General features: G+C 69.9%; 10 protein-coding genes. All 10 read right to left on the bottom strand.

Annotated features, from left to right (window positions below; translation table 11 throughout):
• Nucleotides 1-9 precede the first annotated feature (9 nt).
• Nucleotides 10-702, bottom strand: coding sequence for an ATP-binding cassette domain-containing protein (locus ACODT0_RS39685; protein ID WP_057591914.1), 693 nt, complete (start codon nucleotides 700-702; stop codon nucleotides 10-12).
• Nucleotides 696-1,466 (bottom strand): urea ABC transporter ATP-binding protein UrtD, encoded by a 771-nt coding sequence (gene urtD, locus ACODT0_RS39680; protein ID WP_296735752.1) that lies wholly within the window; start codon nucleotides 1,464-1,466, stop codon nucleotides 696-698. Before urtD ends, ACODT0_RS39685 begins: the two co-directional genes overlap by 7 nt.
• On the bottom strand, nucleotides 1,463-2,578 hold the full coding sequence (urtC, locus tag ACODT0_RS39675) for an urea ABC transporter permease subunit UrtC (RefSeq protein WP_296735750.1): 1,116 nt from the start codon (nucleotides 2,576-2,578) through the stop codon (nucleotides 1,463-1,465). The genes urtD and urtC overlap by 4 nt, the downstream gene beginning before the upstream one ends.
• Before the next feature lie 5 nt (nucleotides 2,579-2,583).
• Complete coding sequence (urtB, locus tag ACODT0_RS39670; protein WP_057591911.1) at nucleotides 2,584-3,477, bottom strand: urea ABC transporter permease subunit UrtB; 894 nt, start codon at nucleotides 3,475-3,477, stop codon at nucleotides 2,584-2,586.
• 65 nt (nucleotides 3,478-3,542) lie between these two features.
• Complete coding sequence (locus tag ACODT0_RS39665) at nucleotides 3,543-4,790, bottom strand: transporter substrate-binding domain-containing protein (RefSeq protein ID WP_261210604.1); 1,248 nt, start codon at nucleotides 4,788-4,790, stop codon at nucleotides 3,543-3,545.
• A 259-nt stretch (nucleotides 4,791-5,049) separates the two neighbouring features.
• Nucleotides 5,050-5,649, bottom strand: coding sequence for an ANTAR domain-containing response regulator (locus ACODT0_RS39660; RefSeq protein ID WP_057591909.1), 600 nt, complete (start codon nucleotides 5,647-5,649; stop codon nucleotides 5,050-5,052).
• A 16-nt stretch (nucleotides 5,650-5,665) separates the two neighbouring features.
• The gene (locus ACODT0_RS39655; protein WP_296735746.1) at nucleotides 5,666-6,811 is read right to left on the bottom strand and encodes a transporter substrate-binding domain-containing protein; all 1,146 of its coding nucleotides are present in this window, start codon (nucleotides 6,809-6,811) and stop codon (nucleotides 5,666-5,668) included.
• Between the two features lie 153 nt (nucleotides 6,812-6,964).
• Complete coding sequence (locus ACODT0_RS39650; protein ID WP_296735744.1) at nucleotides 6,965-8,218, bottom strand: cation:proton antiporter; 1,254 nt, start codon at nucleotides 8,216-8,218, stop codon at nucleotides 6,965-6,967.
• Between the two features lie 42 nt (nucleotides 8,219-8,260).
• Nucleotides 8,261-8,827, bottom strand: a complete 567-nt coding sequence (locus tag ACODT0_RS39645; protein WP_082321724.1) for an RNA polymerase sigma factor — start codon at nucleotides 8,825-8,827, stop codon at nucleotides 8,261-8,263.
• An 11-nt stretch (nucleotides 8,828-8,838) separates the two neighbouring features.
• Nucleotides 8,839-20,373 carry a filamentous hemagglutinin family protein gene (locus ACODT0_RS39640; protein WP_489043823.1) on the bottom strand — a complete coding sequence of 3,845 codons (11,535 nt, stop codon included), beginning with the start codon at nucleotides 20,371-20,373 and terminating at the stop codon, nucleotides 8,839-8,841.
• Between the last annotated feature and the right edge of the window lie 83 nt (nucleotides 20,374-20,456).

Here is a 20,456-nt window from a genome sequence, read left to right as displayed (position 1 = left end):
AAGGGAAATTCAGAAGGTCATGTGGCGATCGATGATCTCGTCGCTCAGCTGCTCGATGGGACCGCTCTCGACGATGGTTCCCTTCTCGAACATGGCGAAGCCGCTGGCCACGCGGCGCACGAAGTCGATGTTCTGCTCGACCAGCACCATCGTCAGGCCGAGCTCGCGGTTCATGCGCGCGATCGCGGCCTCGATCTCCTGCACCACCGAGGGCTGGATGCCCTCGTTGGGCTCGTCGAGCAGCATCACGCTGGGTTGCGCCGCGAGGGCGCGCGCCAGCGCGAGCTGCTGCTGCTGGCCGCCCGACAGCACGCCGCCGGGCCGGTCGAGGTTGGCCGCCAGGTACGGGAACAGCTCGAGCGCCAGCGGCGGGATCGCGCGCGGCCCCCGGCCCGAGAAGGCGCCCATCAGGATGTTCTGGCGCACGCTGAAGTCCGGGATGATCTCGCGCCCCTGCGGCACGTAGGCGATGCCGCCGCGCGCGCGCAGGTGCGTGGGCAGCCCGTCGATGCGCAGGCCGTCGAGTTCGATGCGGCCCGTGGCGCGCACCATGCTGCCCATCAGGGTGCGCAGCAGCGTGGTCTTGCCCATGCCGTTGCGCCCGAGGATGGCGGTGATCTTCCCCTTCGGGATGGAGAGGCTCACGTCCTGCAGCGCGTGGCTGCGGCCGTAGTAGCTGTCGACGTTGGAGAGTGTCAGCATGGCGTTCCGATCGCGTGGGAGATTCCGTGGGAGCCCAGGTAGGCCTGCCGGACGCGCGCGTCGCGCTCGATCTCGGCGACGCTGCCCTCGGCCAGCACGCGGCCCAGGTGCAGCACGGTGATGCGCTCGGCGATGTCGCGCACGAAGGCCATGTCGTGCTCCACCACCAGGATGGTGTGGCGCCCGCGCAGGCTCTTGAGGATCTGCGCGGTCTTGCGCGTCTCGCCGGCCGTCATGCCGGCCGTGGGTTCGTCGAGCAGGATCACCTTCGGCTGCTGCGCGATCAGAAGGCCCAGCTCCAGCCACTGCGTCTGGCCGTGGCTCAGGTCGCCGGCCTGCTGCTGCTGCACATCCTCCAGGCCGGCCAGCGCCAGGATCTCGTCGACGCGGCGGTCGGTCTCGCGCCCGAAGCCCCAGCGCAGGTTGCGCAGGATCGAGGGCTCGCGGCTCGCGGCCACGCACAGGTTGTGGCGCACCGTGAGCTCGCGGAACACGCTCGGGATCTGGAACTTGCGGCCGATGCCCGCGCGCGCGATCCGGTACTCGGGCCAGTTCGTGAGGTCGCGCCCGTGCAGCTCGACCCGGCCCTCGGTGCTGCGCGTCTTGCCCGAGATCAGGTCCATCAGCGTGGTCTTGCCCGCGCCGTTGGCGCCCAGCAGCACGCGCAACTCGCCCTCGGCCACGCGCAGCGACACGCCGTCCACCGCCTTGAAGCCGCCGAAGCTCACGCCCAGCGCATGCAGTTCGAGTGCGATGTCGCTCATGGCGCACCTCCGCTGGCACGGCGCTGACCGATGCGCTCGAGCAGGTCGTGCGCCCAGCCCGCCATGCCCTTGGGCAGGTACAGCACCACCAGCACGAAGGTGAGCCCGACGATCACGCGCCAGGCCTCGACCAGCGACTGGGTCTCGCTCGCCGTGGCCTCGAGCATATTGATCAGGATCGCGCCGATGCACGCGCCCAGCAGCGAGGCGCGCCCGCCCACCGCGGCCCACACCACCATGGTGATCGAGAAGCTCAGGTCCATGAAGGTGGGCGAGGCGAACTCGGCCACCACCACGTAGAGCATCCCGGCCACCGCGGCGATGGCCGCCGACAGCGCGAAGAAGAAGGTCTGGTAGTGCGCCACGTCGAAGCCCAGGTAGCGCGCGCGCTGCGGATCGCCCGAGGTGGCGCGCAGGATCACGCCGGCGCGCGTGGCGAGCAGCGCGCGCGCACCGACCAGCACCACGGCGAGCACGCCCGCGACCAGGTAGTAGGTCGACACGCCGTAGGGATCGAGCTCGTGCCCCGCGATGCGCAGCCAGGCCAGGTCCGACAGCCCGTTGAAGCCGTTGGTGATCGGCTGCGCATCGACCAGCAGCAGGCGCACCAGCAGCACCAGGGCCAGCGTGACGATCGACACGAACACGCCCGCGATGCGCTTGCGGAACAGCAGCGCGCCGAGCACGAAGGCCACCAGCGCCGGCAGCACGAGGCCCATGGCGAGGCCGAACCCCTGCGACTGGAACGGCTGCCACAGGAAGGCGCCCGGGTTGATGCAGCACAGGTCGACGGTGGCGCCGGGCTGCGCGTTCGACAGCATGAAGTCCGGCACCGGGTTGGCACCGCCATGCTGCAGGCTGGTGGGGCTGGCCATCTTCAGCGACATGGCCAGCATGTAGGCGCCGAGGCCGAAGAACAGCCCCTGCCCCAGGTTCAGGATGCCGGCATAGCCCCAGCTCATGGCGACGGCGATGCCGAGCATGCCGAACACCAGGTACTTGGCGAGCCGATTGAGCCAGAAGCCGTCGAGCACCAGCGGTGCCAGCGCGACCAGGGCCAGGAAGATTGCGTAGGCGGCGAAGGTCGCGCGCCGGTCCAGAGGAGTGCCCATGCCGCTCACCGCCCCTTGAACGAGAAGAGGCCCTGCGGCCGCACCACGATCAGCAGGATCACCAGGCCGAACACCACCGCGCGCGCGAGGATGTCGTTGCTGACCGCCGCCACCACGCCCGTGACCTCGCCGAGGCCGATCGAGGTGACGACCGCGCCGAGCAGGCTGCCGACGCCGCCAGACACCACCACCAGGAAGCTGTCGACCACGAGCGCCGTGCCCATGTCGGGCGAGACGGTCTTGAAGCCCGCCACCAGCACGCCGGTGATGCCGGCCAGGCCGGCGCCGAAGGCGAAGGTCCAGGCGTTGACGCGCTGCACGTCGATGCCGCAGGCCGCGGCCATGCGCGGGTTGCGGATGATGGCGCGCACCTGCATGCCGATGCGCGTGCGGTAGAGCAGCAGCCAGGTCGCGAAGGTCAGCACCACGGTGCAGGCCACGATGAAGGCGCGGTAGGCATTGATCGGCGTGTCGCCGACCATCACCGCGCCCTGCAGCACGGCGGGAATCGGCATGTTCTGCAGCCCCGGCCCCAGCCCTTCGATGTGGATGCCGAAGAAGGCCAGGCCGCCTTCGAGCCGCACCGCCTGCTGCACCAGGATCGCCACGCCCCAGGTGGCGAGCAGCGTGTCGCCGAGCCGGCCGTAGAGGCGCCGCACCACGCAGCGTTCGATCAGCAGGCCGAGCGCGGCGGCGACCACGAAGGCGATCGGGATCGCGGCGAACAGCCCGAGCCCGAGCCAGATCTGCGCCAGCACCGCGGCATAGGCGCCGACCATGATCATCTCGCCGTGCGCCATGTTCACCACGCCCATCGCGCCGTAGATGATGACCAGGCCGAGCGCGGCCAGCAGAAGAATCGAGCCCATGCTGAGCCCGATCAGGAGTACGTCCAACATCGGAAGTCTTTCTCTCGAGGGTGAATGCGGGCACGGCACATGCCGCCGCGCCCGCGGCCGGCTCTTCAGGCCTTGACCGGCGCGGCGCCGTTGCGCTTGCAGATCAGGTTGGCGTCGGTCTCGCCGTAGGCGAAGTACGGCAGCGGCCGCACCGGTTGCGGGCTCGCGTCGACCACCTTGCTCTGGCCGTCGGCCTGCCACTGGCCGATGCGCGGCGTGACCCAGGCATGCAGGCTCTCGGGATCGATGCGCACCTTGCCGCCGGGCGCGTCGTAGCTCTGGCCGCCGATGTGGGCGCGGATGGCGTCGGCCGTGGTGGCCTTGCCGGCCTCCACCGCCTGCTTCCAGAGGAAGACCTGGAAGTACGCGGCTTCGAGCGAGTGGTAGGTCACGGCCTTGGGGTCGTTGACGAACTTGCGGTAGCGCTCGATGAAGGACTTGTTGGCCGGCGTGTCGATCGACATGAAGTACGGCACCGAGGTGTAGCTGCCGGCCGCGTACTCGCCGCCCATGGCCGCGATCTCGATTTCGCTGATCACGGTGGCGCAGATCGGCACCGCGGCCTGCGACATGCCCTGGTTCTTGTACTCGCGGTAGAAGGCCACGAGCGAGTCGCCCACCACGTGCGAGAGCACCACGTCGGCGCCCGACTCCTTGATCTTGCGCACCACCGAGGCCCATTCCGAATGGCCGAGCTCGAGGTATTCGTCGGCCACCCACTTGGCGCCCGACTGCTCGATCAGCTTCTTGCTGACCTTCGACATCTCGCGCGGATAGACGTAGTTGGAGCCGACGATGAAGAACTTCTTCTTGCCGAGCTTCTCGACGATCCACGGCACGTAGTTGGCCAGCTGCTGGTTGGCGACCGCGCCGCTGTAGACCACGTTCTTCGAGCACTCGAAGCCTTCGTAGTGGGTTTGATAGAACAGCATCGCGTTGCGGCGCTCGAACACCGGCAGCACCGCCTTGCGGCTGGCCGAGGTGTGGCAGCCGAACACGGTCTCGATGCGGTCGCGCGTGATCAGCTTCGAGGCCTTCTCGTTGAAGGTCTTCGGGTCGGAGGCGCCGTCCTCGAGCACCACCTCGACCTGGCGGCCCATCACGCCGCCCGCGGCGTTGATCTCGGCCACGGCCATGCGCACGCCGTTGGCGAGCATCTTCTCGACGATCGACAGACCGCCGGTCTGCGAATAGAGCGCGCCGACCTTGATGGTGTCGGCCGCGTAGGCGCTGCGCATCAGCGCGGGCGACGAGAGGGCAGCCGCGGAAGCAGCCGAGGAAACGAGGAAGTGGCGACGGTTGGTTGTCAACATGATGGGACCTCAGGACGTGACGCAGCGACCATGCGCTGACGAATGGTTGAAGAGCTCGATGGGTGGAACCAGCCGACAGCACTGTCGGGCGCAGGCGAAAAAAAACCCACAACGCGGTGGGGACCGCGGCGTGGGCTTCATTGCCAGGTGGACCGGAGAACACACATGGTTCCCGGTGCCGGCTGCATCGGCGCCTGACGAATCAAGGGGATGCAGCCACCGAGCCGGAGGACCGACTCGATGCAGTCATGCTAGCGAGTTAAGGCGACGGGTGCAACAGGGTTTCCATGTTGATGATCGAACTCGCGATCTGTTCCATCGACAGGCGCTTGGCCATCGCCTGCGCGCGGATCGCCTGGTAGGCCTCGCCCTCGCTGATGCCCTTGGAGGCCATGAGGATCGTCTTCGCGCGGCTCATGGCCTGATCGCTCGTGATCTTGCGGCGCAGCTTGCGGTTCTCCTTGAGCATCGCCTGGCGCTCGGCCCACAGGCTGCGCGCGGTCACCAGGTGCGCGAGCAGGCCGAAGGGCTTGATCGGCTTCTGCACCACCGCGAAGGCCGCGCTCTCGAGCACCAGCTGCAGGGTGGTCGGGTCCTCGTAGTTGACGATCGCGATCACCGTCGGTTCGGGCCGCGGCATCGACTTGAGCAGCGCCTCGGTGGCCTGGCGCGACTCGCCTTCGACGAGCAGGAACAGCACGTCGACATTGGGCGGGACGGCGGCCGGCATGGGCCAGGCCATGCTGACCATGCAGCCCACGCGGCGCAGGTGGCTGACGAGGGCATCGCCCTCCTCGTCCGGCGGATGGACGACGACGATCTTGAGCTCGGGCAGTTCGCGCAGCAGCGAAATGGTCATGGCGCCTCCGCTTCCCTCAGGCCGGCCGTCCCGCGAGCGGATCGAACCGGTTCTCGTACATGTAGGGATCGGGCTTCACGCGCAGGCCCGGATCGTCCACCACCTGGAACGTGCCCTGCGCATCCACGCGCGCCACGCGCGGCCAGAGGTAGGTGTGGTGGTTCTCCTGGTCGATGCGCACCCGGCCCTGCGGCGCGTCGAACTCGTGCTCGTGCAGGTGCGGCAGCATCGCCTCGAGCCGGTCGCTGCCCGCGCGCTCGAGCGTCTGCGCATAGAGCATCACCTGGAAGTAGGCCGACTCCGCGCAGGCCGTGATCGGCAGGCCGGTGCCGAAGCGCTTGCGCCAGGCCGCGACGAATCGGAGGTTGGCCGGCGTCTGCAGGGTCGAGAAGTAAGGCGCCGCCGTGATGCTGCCCGCGGCCGCGCGCGCCGACATCTGCGCGATCTCGGCCTCCTGCGTCGACTGGCTCGCGATCGGGTGCGTCTGCTGGTCGAAGCCCGCCTCGCCGTAGGCCTCGTAGAAGCGCGCGATGCCGTCGCCGACCACGGTCGAGTAGACGACGTCGGGCTGCGCGGCCTCGATGCGCCGGATCACCTTCGGCATGTCGATGTCGGCCACCCGCAGCGGCACGTACATCTCGTCGAGCACCTCGCCGCCGGCCTGGCGGAACAGGTCCGCGATGATCCGGTTGGATTCGTAGGGGTAGACGTAGTCCGAGCCGATCAGGAACAGCCGCTTGCCGAAATGGCTCGTGAGGTAGCGCACCAGCTGCACCGAGTTCTGGTTCGGCGCCGCGCCCGTGTAGACGCAGTTCGGCGAGTACTCGAAGCCTTCGTAGAGCGTGGGATAGAACAGCAGCGCGCGATGCGCCTCGACCACCGGCAGCACCGCCTTGCGCGTGCTCGACATGTAGCAGCCGAAGATCACCGCCACGCCAGCCTGGTCGCACAGCTGCTTGGCCAGCTCGCGGTAGCGCGGCGGCCGCGAGGCCGGGTCGAGCACCACGGGCTCGATCGGCCGCCCGAGCACGCCGCCGCTCGCGTTGACCTCCTCGATCGCGAGCAGTGTCGCGGCCTGCTGCGTGCGCTCGACGGCCGCGGTCACGCCCGTCGATGAGAAAAGCACCCCGACTCGCCAGGGTTGTGGTTTGGATCCGGTCACATCAGGACTCCCAATGAAAAAAGCTCCCAGCAGCCTTCAAGGCCGCTGGGAGCTTCACTGCTCCATGTCAATGTCGAGGCCTCGCGGCGTCGTCCGCGCTACTGTAGCAGTCCCGCATGCACGGCAGGCAAGTCTTTTCGGAAGCCCCGCGCTTCAGTGGGAGGCCGGGCGTCCGTTGGTGTTCTCCACCGGCGCCACGCGCCGCACGATCCAGCGGAAGGCCGGACCGGTCAGCAGGGTCGACAGCACCGCGAGCGTGACCAGGGCCGCGAAGGCATGTTCCGACAGCAGGCCCTTGTCGCGCAGGATCGTCGCGGCCACGATCTCCATCAGCCCCTTGCATTGCAGCAGCGTGCCCACCGCGAGCGCCTCGCGCCGCGACAGCCACTTGGCCGGCGAGCACGCCAGCACCGCCACCAGCTTGGCGCCCACCGCCAGCACCAGCAGCGTGGCCGAGGCCTGCAGCGAGGCCCAGCCCAGCACGCTGCCGTCGATCTTGAGCCCGCTGTGGCCGAAGAACACCGGCGCCAGGCCGATCAATGCGAACTTGCCGAGGCGCTCCGCCGGCAGCCGCCGCGACCAGGCCGCCGGCACGATCGCGCCCGCGAAGTAGGCGCCGAGCAGTTCGTGCAGGCCCAGCTGCGAGCTCGACCAGGCGCCGGCCGCGAGGAACAGCGGCATCGCGAGCCAGATCGCCCAGGCCGGCGGCTCGCGCGTCGCCTTGCGCGCGACCGCCGCGATGCCCGCCAGCGTCGCGGCCAGCGCGATCGCGAGGGCCGGCTTGACCCAGGAGCCGGCCAGCAACGCCTGTCCCTCGGCCGCCAGCAGCAGCAGCGCCAGCCCGATCCAGAGCACCGCGTCGTCGAGCACCGCGATGCGCAGCGCGATGCGCGTCAGCGGCCGGTGCAGCGGCCCGAGCTCGCGCACGATGCCGATCAGCACCGGCAGCGCGCTGACCGCGAGGCACAGCCCGATCGCCAGCGCGCCCCACCACTGCCCGCCATGCGGCGCGGCCCAGCCCGGCAGGTGGTTGAACCAGAGCTTGGCGGCCAGCGTGCCCACCGCGAACGGCAGCAGCAGCGCCATCACCGCGCTGGCAACGAAGCGCAGCGTCTCGCCGGGCTGTGCCGGCGGCAGGTCGGCCGCGCCCGGCAGGTGCACCGTCTGCCGCGTTTCGAGTCCGGCCGTGAAAGCCAGCAGCAGCACGCCGATCCAGCCGATGAAGTCGCCGCCCGCCGACGGAATGCCGGCGGCCTTGGGCAGCACGCCAGTGGCCGCGAGCAGCAGGCCGATGATGATCGGCAGCACCGCGATCGGCACCGAGCGCCCGAGGGCGCGCCAGATGGCCCAGGACAGGCCCATGAAGAGGATCAGGTCGGCGAAGGTCGAGAGCAGGCTGGGGAGCATGGGTGGATGCTACCGTGGGCTTCGCCCGCGACGCGGCGGGCGTCAGTGCATGCTGTTGCAGCATGTGAGCGCATGGCGCAGCGCGGTGTCCACGCCGCGCAGCGACAGCCGGTAGCGCGACGCCACCTCCTGACGGCTCATCTCGTCGATGCGCAACGCGACCAGCACCGCCCGATGGCGGCGCGGCAGGCTCTGGATGGCGCGGTCCACCGCCAGCACGTCGGAGCGTGCCTCGGCGATCAGCTCCGGCCCCGGCGCGGGATCGGGCAGGCCGTCGATCCCGGCTTCGGCATCACTGGTGTATTGCGCGGCCCGGTTGCGGCGCAACTGGTCCATCGCGAGGTTGCAGGCCACGCGGTAAACATAGGCCTCGGGATTGCGCACCGCTTCGTGCGTGGCGTCGCCCAGGCGCACCCAGGCATCGTGCAGGCAGTCGCTGGCCAGGTCGGCATCGCCCAGGTGCCGCAGCAGGCGCTGGTGCAGGCGGCCGTAGTTCGCCACCAGCACGTCGCGCAGCCCCAGCGTCCCGCGATCCGCATCCGCGGCCGTCGCCTCGACATCCTCCACCGCGGAGGCTTCGAAGCAGAACCAGGCATTCATGTCCAACATGGACACGGCCGCTACTTGCCCTGGCGCAGATCGCGCCGCTCGGCCTCGGTCAGCTTCGACATCACGGCCGGGTCGACCGCGTCGCCGTGCGCGGCGATCTGCACGAAGCTGCGGGTCTGGTAGGGAACCTGGGCATTGCGACCTTGCTGCTCGCCGCGGTTCGTCGCCGGCGTCGGCGCGCTTCGATCGCTGCCTTCCGCGGGCTCGTTGCCGAAGCCCAGCACGCGCACCGTGAAGACCGAGGGCAAGGCCTTCCTCGCCTCGGCGCGGTCGCGCTGTATCGCGTCCTGCGCCGCGGCCGCCGCCGAACTCGCGGCCGCGCTGGCGTTGGACAACGCGCTCACGTTCACCGCCGCGACCACCGGCAGCCCGCTCGACTTGCCCTGCACCTGGATGTTCTCGGCGTTCACCACGCGCAGCGCGGCGATGTTGACGTTGCCCGAGACGCGGATGCCGGCCTCGCCCGCGTCGATGGTGCCCAGCGGCGCGATCAGGTCGATGTCGCCGGGCGGTACCTCGGGCAGCGGCGCGAGCGTGGCGATGCCCGCGCCCGTGCTGGGCACCTCGGGCGAGATCTTCATGTTGCCAATGCCGTCGTACACCTGCCGCGGCGGCGTGAAGACCACGGTGGTCTTCGAGCCGCGGCCGGCGTTGATGTCGCCCTCGGCCGACCAGGCCAGGATGTCGCCGCCGAAGGTGGTCATGACACGGCTCTGGCCCAGCAGGATGCTGCCGAGCGCATAGAGATCGATGCTGCCCTGGCCGCGCGTGATCAGGCCGGCGGTCGAAGGCGGTGCCGCGCCTTCGATGCCGTAGGTCTGGGCACCGCCCGGGGTCAGCACCTGGATGTCGCCGCCGAGGTTGGTGTGGATGCCGGAGCCGCCATACATCAGCAGGTTGCCCTGGTAGCCGATGTCCTGCCCGTCGGCGCCGCGCTGCGGGAACATCGCGGCGATGGCGTTGCGCCCGCGCAGGTAGCTGCCGAAGCGCGGTCCGTTGGCGTCGTTGTATTCACGGCCACCCTCGCGCAACTCGGCGAAATAGACCTGGCGCGCGAAGATGCGCTGCTGCTCGGGCGCCAGGGCGGCGAAGTAGGCCAGGGCTTCTTCCGCGGAGCCCTGGAAGCCGTAGCGCCCGGACAGCCACGCCGACAGCTCGGCGCCATAGGTCTTCGCGACCTTGTCGCCCTGGTCCGCCAGCGGCGTGCCCGAGGCCGCGAGGTTGGCGGGGTCCAGGTACTTCTTCAGCAGGCCCATGTAGTTGGCGCCCTGGGCCCCGAGGCCGGCCTGCACGACGATGCCGGCACCGGGGCGCGTATCGCTCGCGACCACGGGGCCGATGCTCGTGAGGTTGGCCAAGTCGTCCTGGACCAGGTTGCGGCCCGCGGAGATCTCGAGGGTGCCGGGTCCGGCGACCTCGAAGTTCGCATAGAGGATGTCGCGGCCGGCCTGGATCACGGAGACGTCGTTCTGGTGGGTGTGGACGATCAGGTTGCCGCGGCCCTGGGCCGGGGAATCGGGATTCGCCAAGCCGGGGAGCTCCAGCGGCGCGTCGTTGCTGCGCATGCCGGCATACACGATGTCCCGTCCCGCCTTCACGGCCACCGGTCCGGATGCCACGTAGTCGACCTGACCCGCGCGGGGACCGGTCGTGCCGGTGAAGGTCACCACCGTGCCGGTTCGCAGCCCGATGATGTCTCCATTGGCTGCGTAGAAGCGCGAGGGGGTGGAAGGACTGGCCGAGACGCTGGCATCGGCACTGAGGCTGTTGACATCGAATGCGAACAGCGGCGAAAGCCTGATGAGCGGCACAGGTGCAAGCCCGGAAACATTGGAAATCAGGATCCCCCCCGCGCTGTCGAAGCCCACAAAGCCCGGATGCTCGATCGTCGCGGTGGCCGATGCGTTCGCGCCGGACGAACTGATGGCGTAGCCGCCGCCATACAGCGAGCCGCCCGCCAGCAACTCCATGCGGCGCTCGCCCAGCGGGGCCAGCAACAGGCTGCTGTTCCATTGCTGCGCACTGCTCGCACCGCCGGTGATGGCCGTGGCGGCCGAAGGTCCGTAGTAGATGCTCCCCATGGTCGCGACCGCACTGACACGTCCCGGCAACAGGTACCAACCCCCATTGCTCACGTAGTCCCATTCGGTCCCGCTGAAGCTGGCGGCCGTTTCGCTGGCGCGGGTGTCGAAAGCGAGGTTGCCGCCCGCGCTCGACACATCGAGGGCCGTCCGGTCGGTCCACAGACTGAACCAGCTTCTCCCCCGGGAGCTGTTGCCGGCCGCGGACGTGAATGCGAAGGTGTTCGGCGTCGCCACCAGGCCTGGATCTCCCGTGCCGCCCAGCACCAGGTCCCCACGGCTTGAGATGCTGGCGCCGGCGTCGCCCTGCATCAGCATCAATCCGCCCGTGGCGCGCGCAATGCTGGCTTCGTAGGGATTCGATGCGCGAACCTCCTTCGGATCCTGTACCGCACCATAGAACAGCTCCACGGTGCCGATCCGTCCCGCCGACATGGCGAGGCTGCCCCGTAGGTTGACGAGCCTGCCATACAGGTCCTGCGTCTGGGCCACGCCAACGCCGTTGGGCCCACCCAGTCGCCCTTCGATGCTGCTGTTCCAGCCTCCATCGACGCGCAGGTCCAGATCCCCGCCTCCCGTCAGGACGAGACTGCCATCCGGCAACACCCGGCCGGTGCTGCCCACGGCGAGCACCACGCCCTGGCTGCGCGCCATGCCGTTCCCGCCGACACCGGTCGTCGAGCGCGTGGTGATGACCCCGGCGTTGCCGCCGACGCGGATGTTGGCGTCGCCGCCACCCAGGGTGCCCATCCCGGTGAAGCCGGTGACGGCGGGCCAGTAGAGCAGCTTGCCGTCGCCACCGGTCTGTTCGTTGTTGCTGTAGGTGCCGAAGTTGATCCACCAGGCCGTCGGCACGTCGCTCACCCCCGCCGTATGGCCCGTGCCCTGGCGCCACAGCCAATTGCCCACGCTCGAACTGGCCGAGGCCAGTTCCCCACTGGCGCTCCAGGAATCGCCGGTCAGATCGCCACCGACGTCGACCCACAGGTTGCCCCCGCCGTCCGGATACCAGGCCTTGTAGAGGCTGTCCGTGCCGCTGACCAGCTTCTCGTACGCGGGCGTCTTGTCGCCGGCGGTGTTCCACAGCACGGAAGTGCCATTGGCCTGCAGGCCGCGCGCCAGGTTGTAGTTGGCATCGAGCGTGGCACTGCCCAGGCTCCTGGGCGCGCCGGCTGTGTACACGCCGTAGGGCGACTGCATCGAGAAGTTGCCGCCCGCGGCCAGGTCCAGGTCGCCCGTGCCGGTGCGCAGCACGCTGAAGACGGGCGCCTTGGGCGTGACGGCCACCACCACCTCGCCGGCGGGGCCACCCACCGCCACGCACTGCCCGGGTTCCTCCGCGCAGATGCTGTAGCCCGGGTCATCGGCCCAGTCGTCGACCGGAACGCCCGGCGTGCCGTTGTACATATTGCCGTCCGCCCACACCCACGAGACGCGTACGCACTGTCCGGGCTCCTCGCCGCAGATGCTGTAGGTCGGGTCATCGGCCCAATCGGGGGCGGGAGTGCCCGGTTCGCCGCTATACATGTTGCCGGGCGCCCAGTACCAGGCGCCACCGCGCCGCAACTCGGTCTGCTTGAACACGGTGTAGTGCGTGTCGGCAAGCAGGATGCTGCCCGCGTCGAGCCGCGTCAGACGGTTGTCCGCCGCCTGCAGGTCGGCGCCCGCGACGAGGCGCAGGCTCCATGACTGCGAACCTTCCGGCAGCATCTGCGCCAGCGCCCAGTTCCGGGCCTGGTGCCCGGTCGAATCCGCGGGACGCAGATTGACCGACAACGCGCCGTCGGGCAGCGCCACGTTGGTGCCCGAAGCGATCAATGCGCCCACCGGCAGGAGCAGGCTGCCCGATTGCGTCATCGCGACCGGCAGCTTCGCGCCCTTGGGCCAGGTCAGGCGCGCCAGCGTCACGGCCACCGGCAGGCGTGCGCCGGCCAGCAGTTGCGCGCCCGCCGGCAGTGCCAACCCGCCGGTGCCCACCATCCGGCCCGCGGGCAGCAGCACGCTGCCGTCGGCCGCGCGCACATCGGCCGCGAGCACCGTGCCGAAGGGCAGCATCAGTTCGCGGTCCAGCGTGATCGCGCCCGGCAGCACGGTGCCCGCGGGCAGCGTGACGTCCTTCACCGTGATCGCGTAGTTCAGCGTCTTGCCCGCGGGGTAGACCGTGCCCTCGGCCAGGGTCACGCCCGGCACCGGCACCACCACGTCGCCGCCGAAGGCCTGCACGCCCGGCGTCAGGATCCAGCCGCCGTCGTCCGGCGTCTCGGGCGGCGGCGCGAAGCCGTCGTTGATGCTGCCGTAGATCGACAGGTTGCCGCCGGCGCGCAGGGTCAGCATGCCGACCTCGCCCGAGCCGTAGCTGCCGGTGCGCTGCGTGTTCGGATTCAGGCTCGCATAGCGCAAGCCCGACAGGTCCAGGTCGCCCTGCACGACCAGGTCGCCGTCGGGTGTCGCGCTCGCGATCTCGATGGCGGGCCGCAGATGGAAGGCGTCGCGGTAGCTTGCGTTGTTGAGGCCGGCCAGCTTCGTGTTCAGCAGGTTGCCGTTGCCGAGCGCGCCGTCGACGAACTGCGTGGCCTCGCCATGCTTGGCGTTCAGGTAGGCCTGGTCGATCACCTGGTAGGGCCGGCCGCTCGCGGCCGCGTCGGTGCCGAAAGGCGCGTCGCTGTAGCGCTGCTTGCCGTACACGGCGATCGAGCGCGCGCCCTGGATGTTCAGGTTGCCGCGCGCATCGATGGCGATGTCGCCGAAGGTGGCCGCGTCGGCGTCCGTCGTGCCGCCTGCGCTGCCGATGCGCGGTGCGTACAGGTCCAGCGTGCCGCGGTTCCTGCCGTCGCCGCCGCTCGAGCCGGTGCCATGGCGCAGGTCGATGCGCGCGCCCTCGCCCAGCACCAGCGTGCCGCTGCCGGCATCGAGTTCCACCATCGCGCGGTTGGGGCTGTCGATGATCTTGCCGTGGCTGTCCACGCGCAGCACCGTGCCGTGCGCGTCGAGCACGGCGCTGCCTGCCAGCGCGAGGCCCTTGGCGGCCGCGAGGCGGATGCTACCGACCTGCTCGCCGCTCGCATCGATGGTGCCGACCACGTCGAGCCGGCCGTTGTCCACCGACACGTTGATCTGGCGGGCCTTGAGTTCGTTGCCGATGCGCAGGTCGCCCTGCTTGAGCTGGAAGCTGCGCTGGCCGAAGAAGCCGCCGTCGTTGAGCCGTGTGTTGAGGGCCGCGAACTCGTCGCTGAGCGCGCCGCCGCCGCCCAGCTGCTGGGCGCGGATGTCCACGCCGCCCGCGCGGTAGGGCACCAGGGCGCCGCCCGCGTCGTAGTGGCCGCTCGCGCCGGCGCGCAGCGTGCCGCGCAGGTCGACGCGGCCCGCATCTTCGTCGAGCGCGATGGCACTCAGCAGGCCCGCGTTGTTGTTCCGCGCCGAGAGGTCGATGGTCGACCCCGCCGCCTGCGTGATGTTGCCCGCGCTGCTGCGCAGCGTCAGGTCGCCGCCCCACGAGTAGCGGCGCACGTCGAACAGCGCGATCTCGCGCCCGGCCAGGTCGAGCCAGGCGGAGTCACCCAGCACGATGTCGCCCTCGGCCACGATGCCGAGCTTGCCGCTGGGCAGCGCCACCGTGGTGTCGACACGGACCGTGGCGCCCTGGAGCTTCAGTTCCGCGCCGGTCTGCACGCCGGCTTCGAGGCTCGTGGCCGACGCATCGGCGCGGCCGCTCGCGGGTGCCAGCACCTGCAGCGAGCCGCCCGCGGCGATGCGGTTGACCGAGCCTCCGGCACCCGTGATGAGCGGGGCCGTGAGGGTCAGGTTGCCGCCTTCGTAGCGCGGCCCATCGGTGCCTGTCGCCTGCGACTGGTACACCGAGAGCGCGCCCTTCTGGTTGGCGGTGATGCGCTGCGTCGCGTTCAGCTGCACGTCGGCGAAGCCCAGGATGGTGCGGCCGAAGTCGTCGACGCCATTGGGTTGCGATGTCGGGTCATAGCCGAACTCGATCGTGTCGGCGTTGATCGCGAGCCTGCCGCTGCCCGTGCCCCGGCCACCGGTGACCGGCGCCGGGGCAGCGCCCGCGAGACCGGCCCAGGTGAGCTTGGCGGTGGTGATGCGGGCCATGTCGCCGGCGCCGCCCTGGCCGTAGATGGCCGGCGTGGAGAGCACCAGGTTGCTCAGGGACGACCTGCCGGTCGCGGCGTTGGTGGTGTCGAGGCTCACGCTGCCGAAGAAGTTCACCGACTCGGCGGCGGTCAGCACCAGGCGCTCGAGCGCGGGCGCGCCGTAGGCCGTGTCGCCGCGCAGCAGTCGATCGAGCAGGTCCTGGTTCAGGCTGAGCCCGGCGGTCAGCGCGCCGCGCGCCGCGGCGGCCGCGAGGTCTTCGCTGCTGCCGGCATTGACCGTGCCGACCGCCAGCACCAGGTTGCGCGTGCCGTAGCGCACGCGGTCGCTCATGTCGAAGCTCGATCGCGTGGCGGCCAGCAGCGTACCCTCGGAGTACAGCTCGGTCGTGCCCTGGCAGAGCACGGCGGTGCCGCACGCGCCGATGGCGATCGGGCCCGCGCCCATCGGGAGCGTGGGATCGTCCTGCTGCAGCGGCGCCAGCATGTTGAGCCATCCGTTGGATGCCGCCACCACGGACACCGCGCCAGGGCGGTAGACATAGCCGTTGGTCGAGTCGTAGGGCGCCTTGCCCATGCCGATGGTGTTGATCCCCGCACCGGCCTCGATGCTGATGCCGCCGGTGGTGCTGGCCGCGACCAGGAACACCTCGGGGGCCTTGAGGATCGCGCCCTCGCGCAGCACGATGCGGCCGGTCTCCCCGCCGACGTCGACATAGTTGCTGAGGTTGGCCCCGCCCGTCGGCGTGCCGTAGGTCGACTGCAGGTTGCCGCCCACCGTCAGGCGTGCCGCGCCGATGGCATTGAGATCGCGGGCATGGAGCGACAGGCCGTCGAAATCGGGCGTGGCGCGCGCGCCGTCGGCCAGGATCTCGAGGGCGCCGTCCCCGACGTTCGCGCCGGTCGCGACGAGGTTGGCCGTACCGCGGTAGCCGTTCTTGCCGGCATCGAAGTTCGCCTTCGCATTGAAGCTGAAGCGGCTGTCCGGCGACGAGGGCAGCCGGAACTCCAGGTTCCTGGCATCCGATGGCAACGCGGCGCGCGCGGTGTTCGCCAATGCCGCCTGCTGCAGCACGAAGTCGGCGTAGCTGGTCTCGTTGTACTGCGAGTAGCTGCGCAGCACGTCGGCCGAGGTCACGACGAGCTGGCTCGACAGGCTGTCCGCCAGACCGGTGTTGGCGGTGCCCACGATGGCGGCCGTGGTGTAGGAGCCGTTGCGCATCGGCGTGGCGCGGCTGGGCGTGCGTCCCGTGGCGGGGCCGTTGATCTCGACGCGGAAGGCACCGGGCAGCAGCGCATAGTTCGACGGCAGCAGGGTGTAGGTGCCCGCCGGCAGGCCGAGGATGTCGTTGGCCCCGATCGTGACCTGCTGGCCGATGCGTGGATCGACCGCGCCACCGCGATCGGCCGGCGCGTAGGCCGAGGCATAGCCGGGCACGATCGCATAGACCGGGTTGCTGTCGAGGCCGGGCAGCACGAAGCCGTTGCGGCCCACCTGCATCAGCGGATTCATCCGCGCGTCGGTGGAACCGCCGCGCCCCGAGACGAAGCCCGCGCCGCGCAAGTCGCCGCCACCCGACAGGTCGAGCACCGCGCCCTCCTCCGCCGCGATGCTCTGGCCCGACACCAGAATGGAGCCGGCGCTGCCCACACCGGACAACTTCACATGGCTGCCGAGGCGGTCGTAGTTCACCCCGTCGGACGTGCCGCCATAGGGCATCACGAGGCCCGCCGCGGAAATCGACGTGAGACTGCCCGGCGCGAAGCGCACCGAGGCGGTCGACCCGGGCGTGCTCGCGCCGTTCGTGCCCAGCGTGATCGAGCCCAAGGGGGCGCGCAGGACGCCGCCTTGTTCGATGCGGGCAGCGCTGAGCAGCATGGAGCCGAAGACCGAAGAGGGCAGCTGCGGGTCGGCCGCGCTGGTGTCGTAACGCTCGATGACCAGGCGGCGGTCCGGCTTGAACGCCGTGGCGCTGGCCCGGCCCGCTAGCACGCGCGCCGAGACACCGGTGGCGGGGTAGACCTGCGCCGCGCGCAGCGTGAGGTCGCCGGTGGTGTTGAGCTCGGCGCCGTACGACCCATCGCTCAGCATGCGCGTGCCTTCGACGAAGCGCAGATCGCCCTCGCTGATCAGGTTCACGCGGTCGAAACCCGCGCGATCGACCGAGGTGGCGCCCACCGCATCGTTCGCACCGAAGGTCACGACACCCTTGATATCGACCAGCTTGCCCTGGGCGCTCAGCACGGCCGAGGAACTCAGCGTGCTCACGCCGCCCTGGTAGGACGGACGCAGGTAGCCCTCGCCGGATGCGCCGTTGTCGGTGATGCCCGCCAGCAGGACGTAGGGCGCCGACAGCGACACGCTGTGGATCGGATCCATGCCGGCCGCGACCGTCAGCGCGCCCGCGTAGATGCGCAGTTCCTTGTCCATGGCGAGGTTCAGGTCCCCGCCGAAGCTGACGAGGCCGTTGCTGTAGAGGCTCAGCGACGAGAAGCCGCCGTCCTGCACCTGATTCACGGCCAGCGCCGCGTGACCATGCGTCAGGCCCTGCGCATCCGAGGCGCCCGCCGGGCGGTTCTGGACCAGGGTCAGGTCGCGCACCGCCAGCAGCGCGGCGTCCGGAACCACCTCATTGGCGTTCCGGTAGTTGGGCGCTTCCAGGGCCACCACGAGACTGCCGCCGGCGGCACCGGCACCGCCGGCATGCGCGCGCAGGCTTCCGTCCAGATACAGGCCGCTGCTCGAGGCGATCTGGATACGCCCCCCGTCGCTCACGACGGTCTTCACGCCCGCGCCATTCACGTTCAATGGTGCCTGTGCACCGGAGGCATCGATCACCGCGCCTTCGCGAATCACCACGAAGGCATCCGATGCCGTGGCGCGGCTCGTCGATTCCAGCAACTCGCCACCGATGACGATGCTGCCACCGCGGGGCACGAGGCCGAAGGGTTGCCCCTGGATGTCGTACCCCGTGTGGACTTCGGCCGATGCATCGAGGGTGGCCTGTTCGCCCACGAGGATGCGGCGCGCGCTGGCCCTGCCGTCGGCGGCGATGCCGCCATTCGCGATCTTCGATCCCGCGAGCTCGGTCGCCGGCCCGAGCAGACTGATGCTTCCTCCCCGTGCTTGCAACAGGCCCTCGACGGTCAGGTCGCCTCGGCTCGACAAGGCGATCGACTGCCCCGGGTCCACGCGCACCGCGGCATCCTTGCCCACGTACAGGTTGCCGGGATCGCCGACTTGCGCTTGCACGCTGCCAAGATCTCCACCGATCCGCCCTCCCTCGACACCGGCGGACAGCGAGATGCTCGCGCCGCGGCGCTGCTGTACTTCCCGCGCTGTGGGGTCGTCCTGGTACAGCGCGGGCTGCCAGAGCTGGAGCAGGCCACCCAGGCCTTCGCTCGCGGGGCGCACGGGTCCGCTCGCACGCAGCACCGGCATCTCGACGTCCAGCGTGACGCCGTCCGGCACGACCAGTCCGTTGTAGGCGCGCACGTCGTAGCGGGAAAAGCCGCCGCGGAACAGATCGGTGGAAAGCGTTGTCGTGCCCGCCACGGCGGTGTCCGCGGGCAGCACCGTCCCGGCCGCCAGGCGCGAACCGGGCGGCAGCTTCACCGTGAGGTCGAAGGGCGCGCGATCGCCGCTCTCAAGCTGCACCGTGCGATCGGCAATCGGCACGCCGTACGGGAACACATTGGCCGGAACGACATAGTTCGCAAAAGTGTCCGCCAGACCATAGCTGGAAGGGAAACTGACGACCGTGCCGGCGGGAATGTGGTCCAGGATCAGGGGGGGCAATCCGAATCCTTGGCTTATCTCGATTCCTTCTGGGGTTCTGAACGCACCCACACCGTTCAGCACGATGGAGTAACGCATTTTTTGTGGCGACGCGGGCGGAACCCAGTCCGCTGCAAGCGTGATGGAGACGTTCAACTTGATCCCCGTTGGCCCGACCACCTCTCCAGGCTTGGCAACGGACGTGATGTAGCTGTAGCGCCCTGGCAGCACGCCACCCGCCGCCACATTGATCTCGAGTTCGTTCAGCAGGACCAGATCTGCGAGCGCTGCTTCTCCAGCCCGCAGCACCCCATCGATCGGCACCACCTTGCCTCCGATCGCAATCGCGCTCGCCGATTCGATCTGCAGCGTGCCTCCTCCTTGGACGCCATACCCCCGGATGTCTCCGTCGAGCGTCAGCACCGCCGCCCGATTGCCCGCGCCGGTGCTCGCGAGCCCGGAGCCCAACTGCACCGAGCCACCCTTGCCGCCCTGGATGCGTCCGTCCGGCTGCACCACGCCCCCCGAGGACACGTCGATCAGCGAGCCCTTCTCCAGCGTCACGCTCTCGGTCGAGCGGATGCTGACCAGGCCCCCGTCGATGTGCGCAAGGTCCGCCGGCGCGCCGCTGCCCGATCGCAGATCGCCCAGCACACCCGTCGCATCGAGCGTGACGCCCTCGCGCACCCACACGCCGGCTTGCGCGCCCTGCGGCACCTCGATGCCGATATCGAGCGGCGTCGCAGCGTCGCGCACCTGCTTCAGCACGTTGCCGATGCGTATCGCTCCGCCGTGGGCCGTGAGGTTCGCGGCCACGTCCACCGAGGGCGCATACAACACGATCTCTCCGCCATCGCTGACCTGCAACAAGCTTGCAACGGCGATGTTCTTCTTCGCCGCGATCCGCACCGCGCCGAGCGAGGCCGCGGTCAAGGAATCGGCATCGAGCAGCACCATGCCCTGGCGCTCGGCGGTCACGGCATCGGACAACCCTAGCGCGTCGGCGATGCCCGGCACCGGTTCGCCCAGCTCGACGCTGTCGACCACCGGCACGAGTCCACGACGGATCACGCCGCTGGCGGCATCGAAGATCGGGCGGTACTGGCCGACGACCAGTTCGCCGCGCCGCGCCACCGCATTCTGCGACTGGTTGTAGCCATCCAGGTCCGCCTGTGCGGCCTGGGTCTGCTGCGGGCCCTGGTAGGTCTCTCCGACGATCGAGCCCTCGAGCACGGCGCTGTGGGTGGCCGCCACCAGCCGGCCCGCATCGCGCCCGACCGTGTAGCCGTTCTCGAGGCGACGCTGCGGCCCGATCAGCGGGTTGTAGAAGTAGTCGGTGGTGTTCTTGCCCCAGCGCGCGTGCTCGGCCTCGAAGCCGCGGTACAGGCCCTTGTAGAGCAGGTCCCCGGGCGCGCTCGAGACCTCGTACAGCCGCCCGTCGCTGCCCTTGAGCCAGCTCTGGTTGATGAAGCCGCTCGCCACATCCAGGGTGCCGCCCGAGAGATTGACGCTGGAGCCCGCGCGCGTCACCAGGTCGCCGCCCGCCACCGTCACGGTACCGCCCTGCGCCATCCATTCGCCCACCGAGTGGCCGCCGGTCGCGAGGTAGCCGCTGACCTCGAGCAGGCCGCCCTCGGTGTACCAGCGGTCCGTGGGGTAGCCGTTGG

Source organism: Variovorax sp. FG153 (assembly GCF_057809595.1).
The sequence above is the reverse complement of the archived record's forward strand: the minus strand, read 5'-3'. Positions and strand labels throughout refer to the sequence as shown.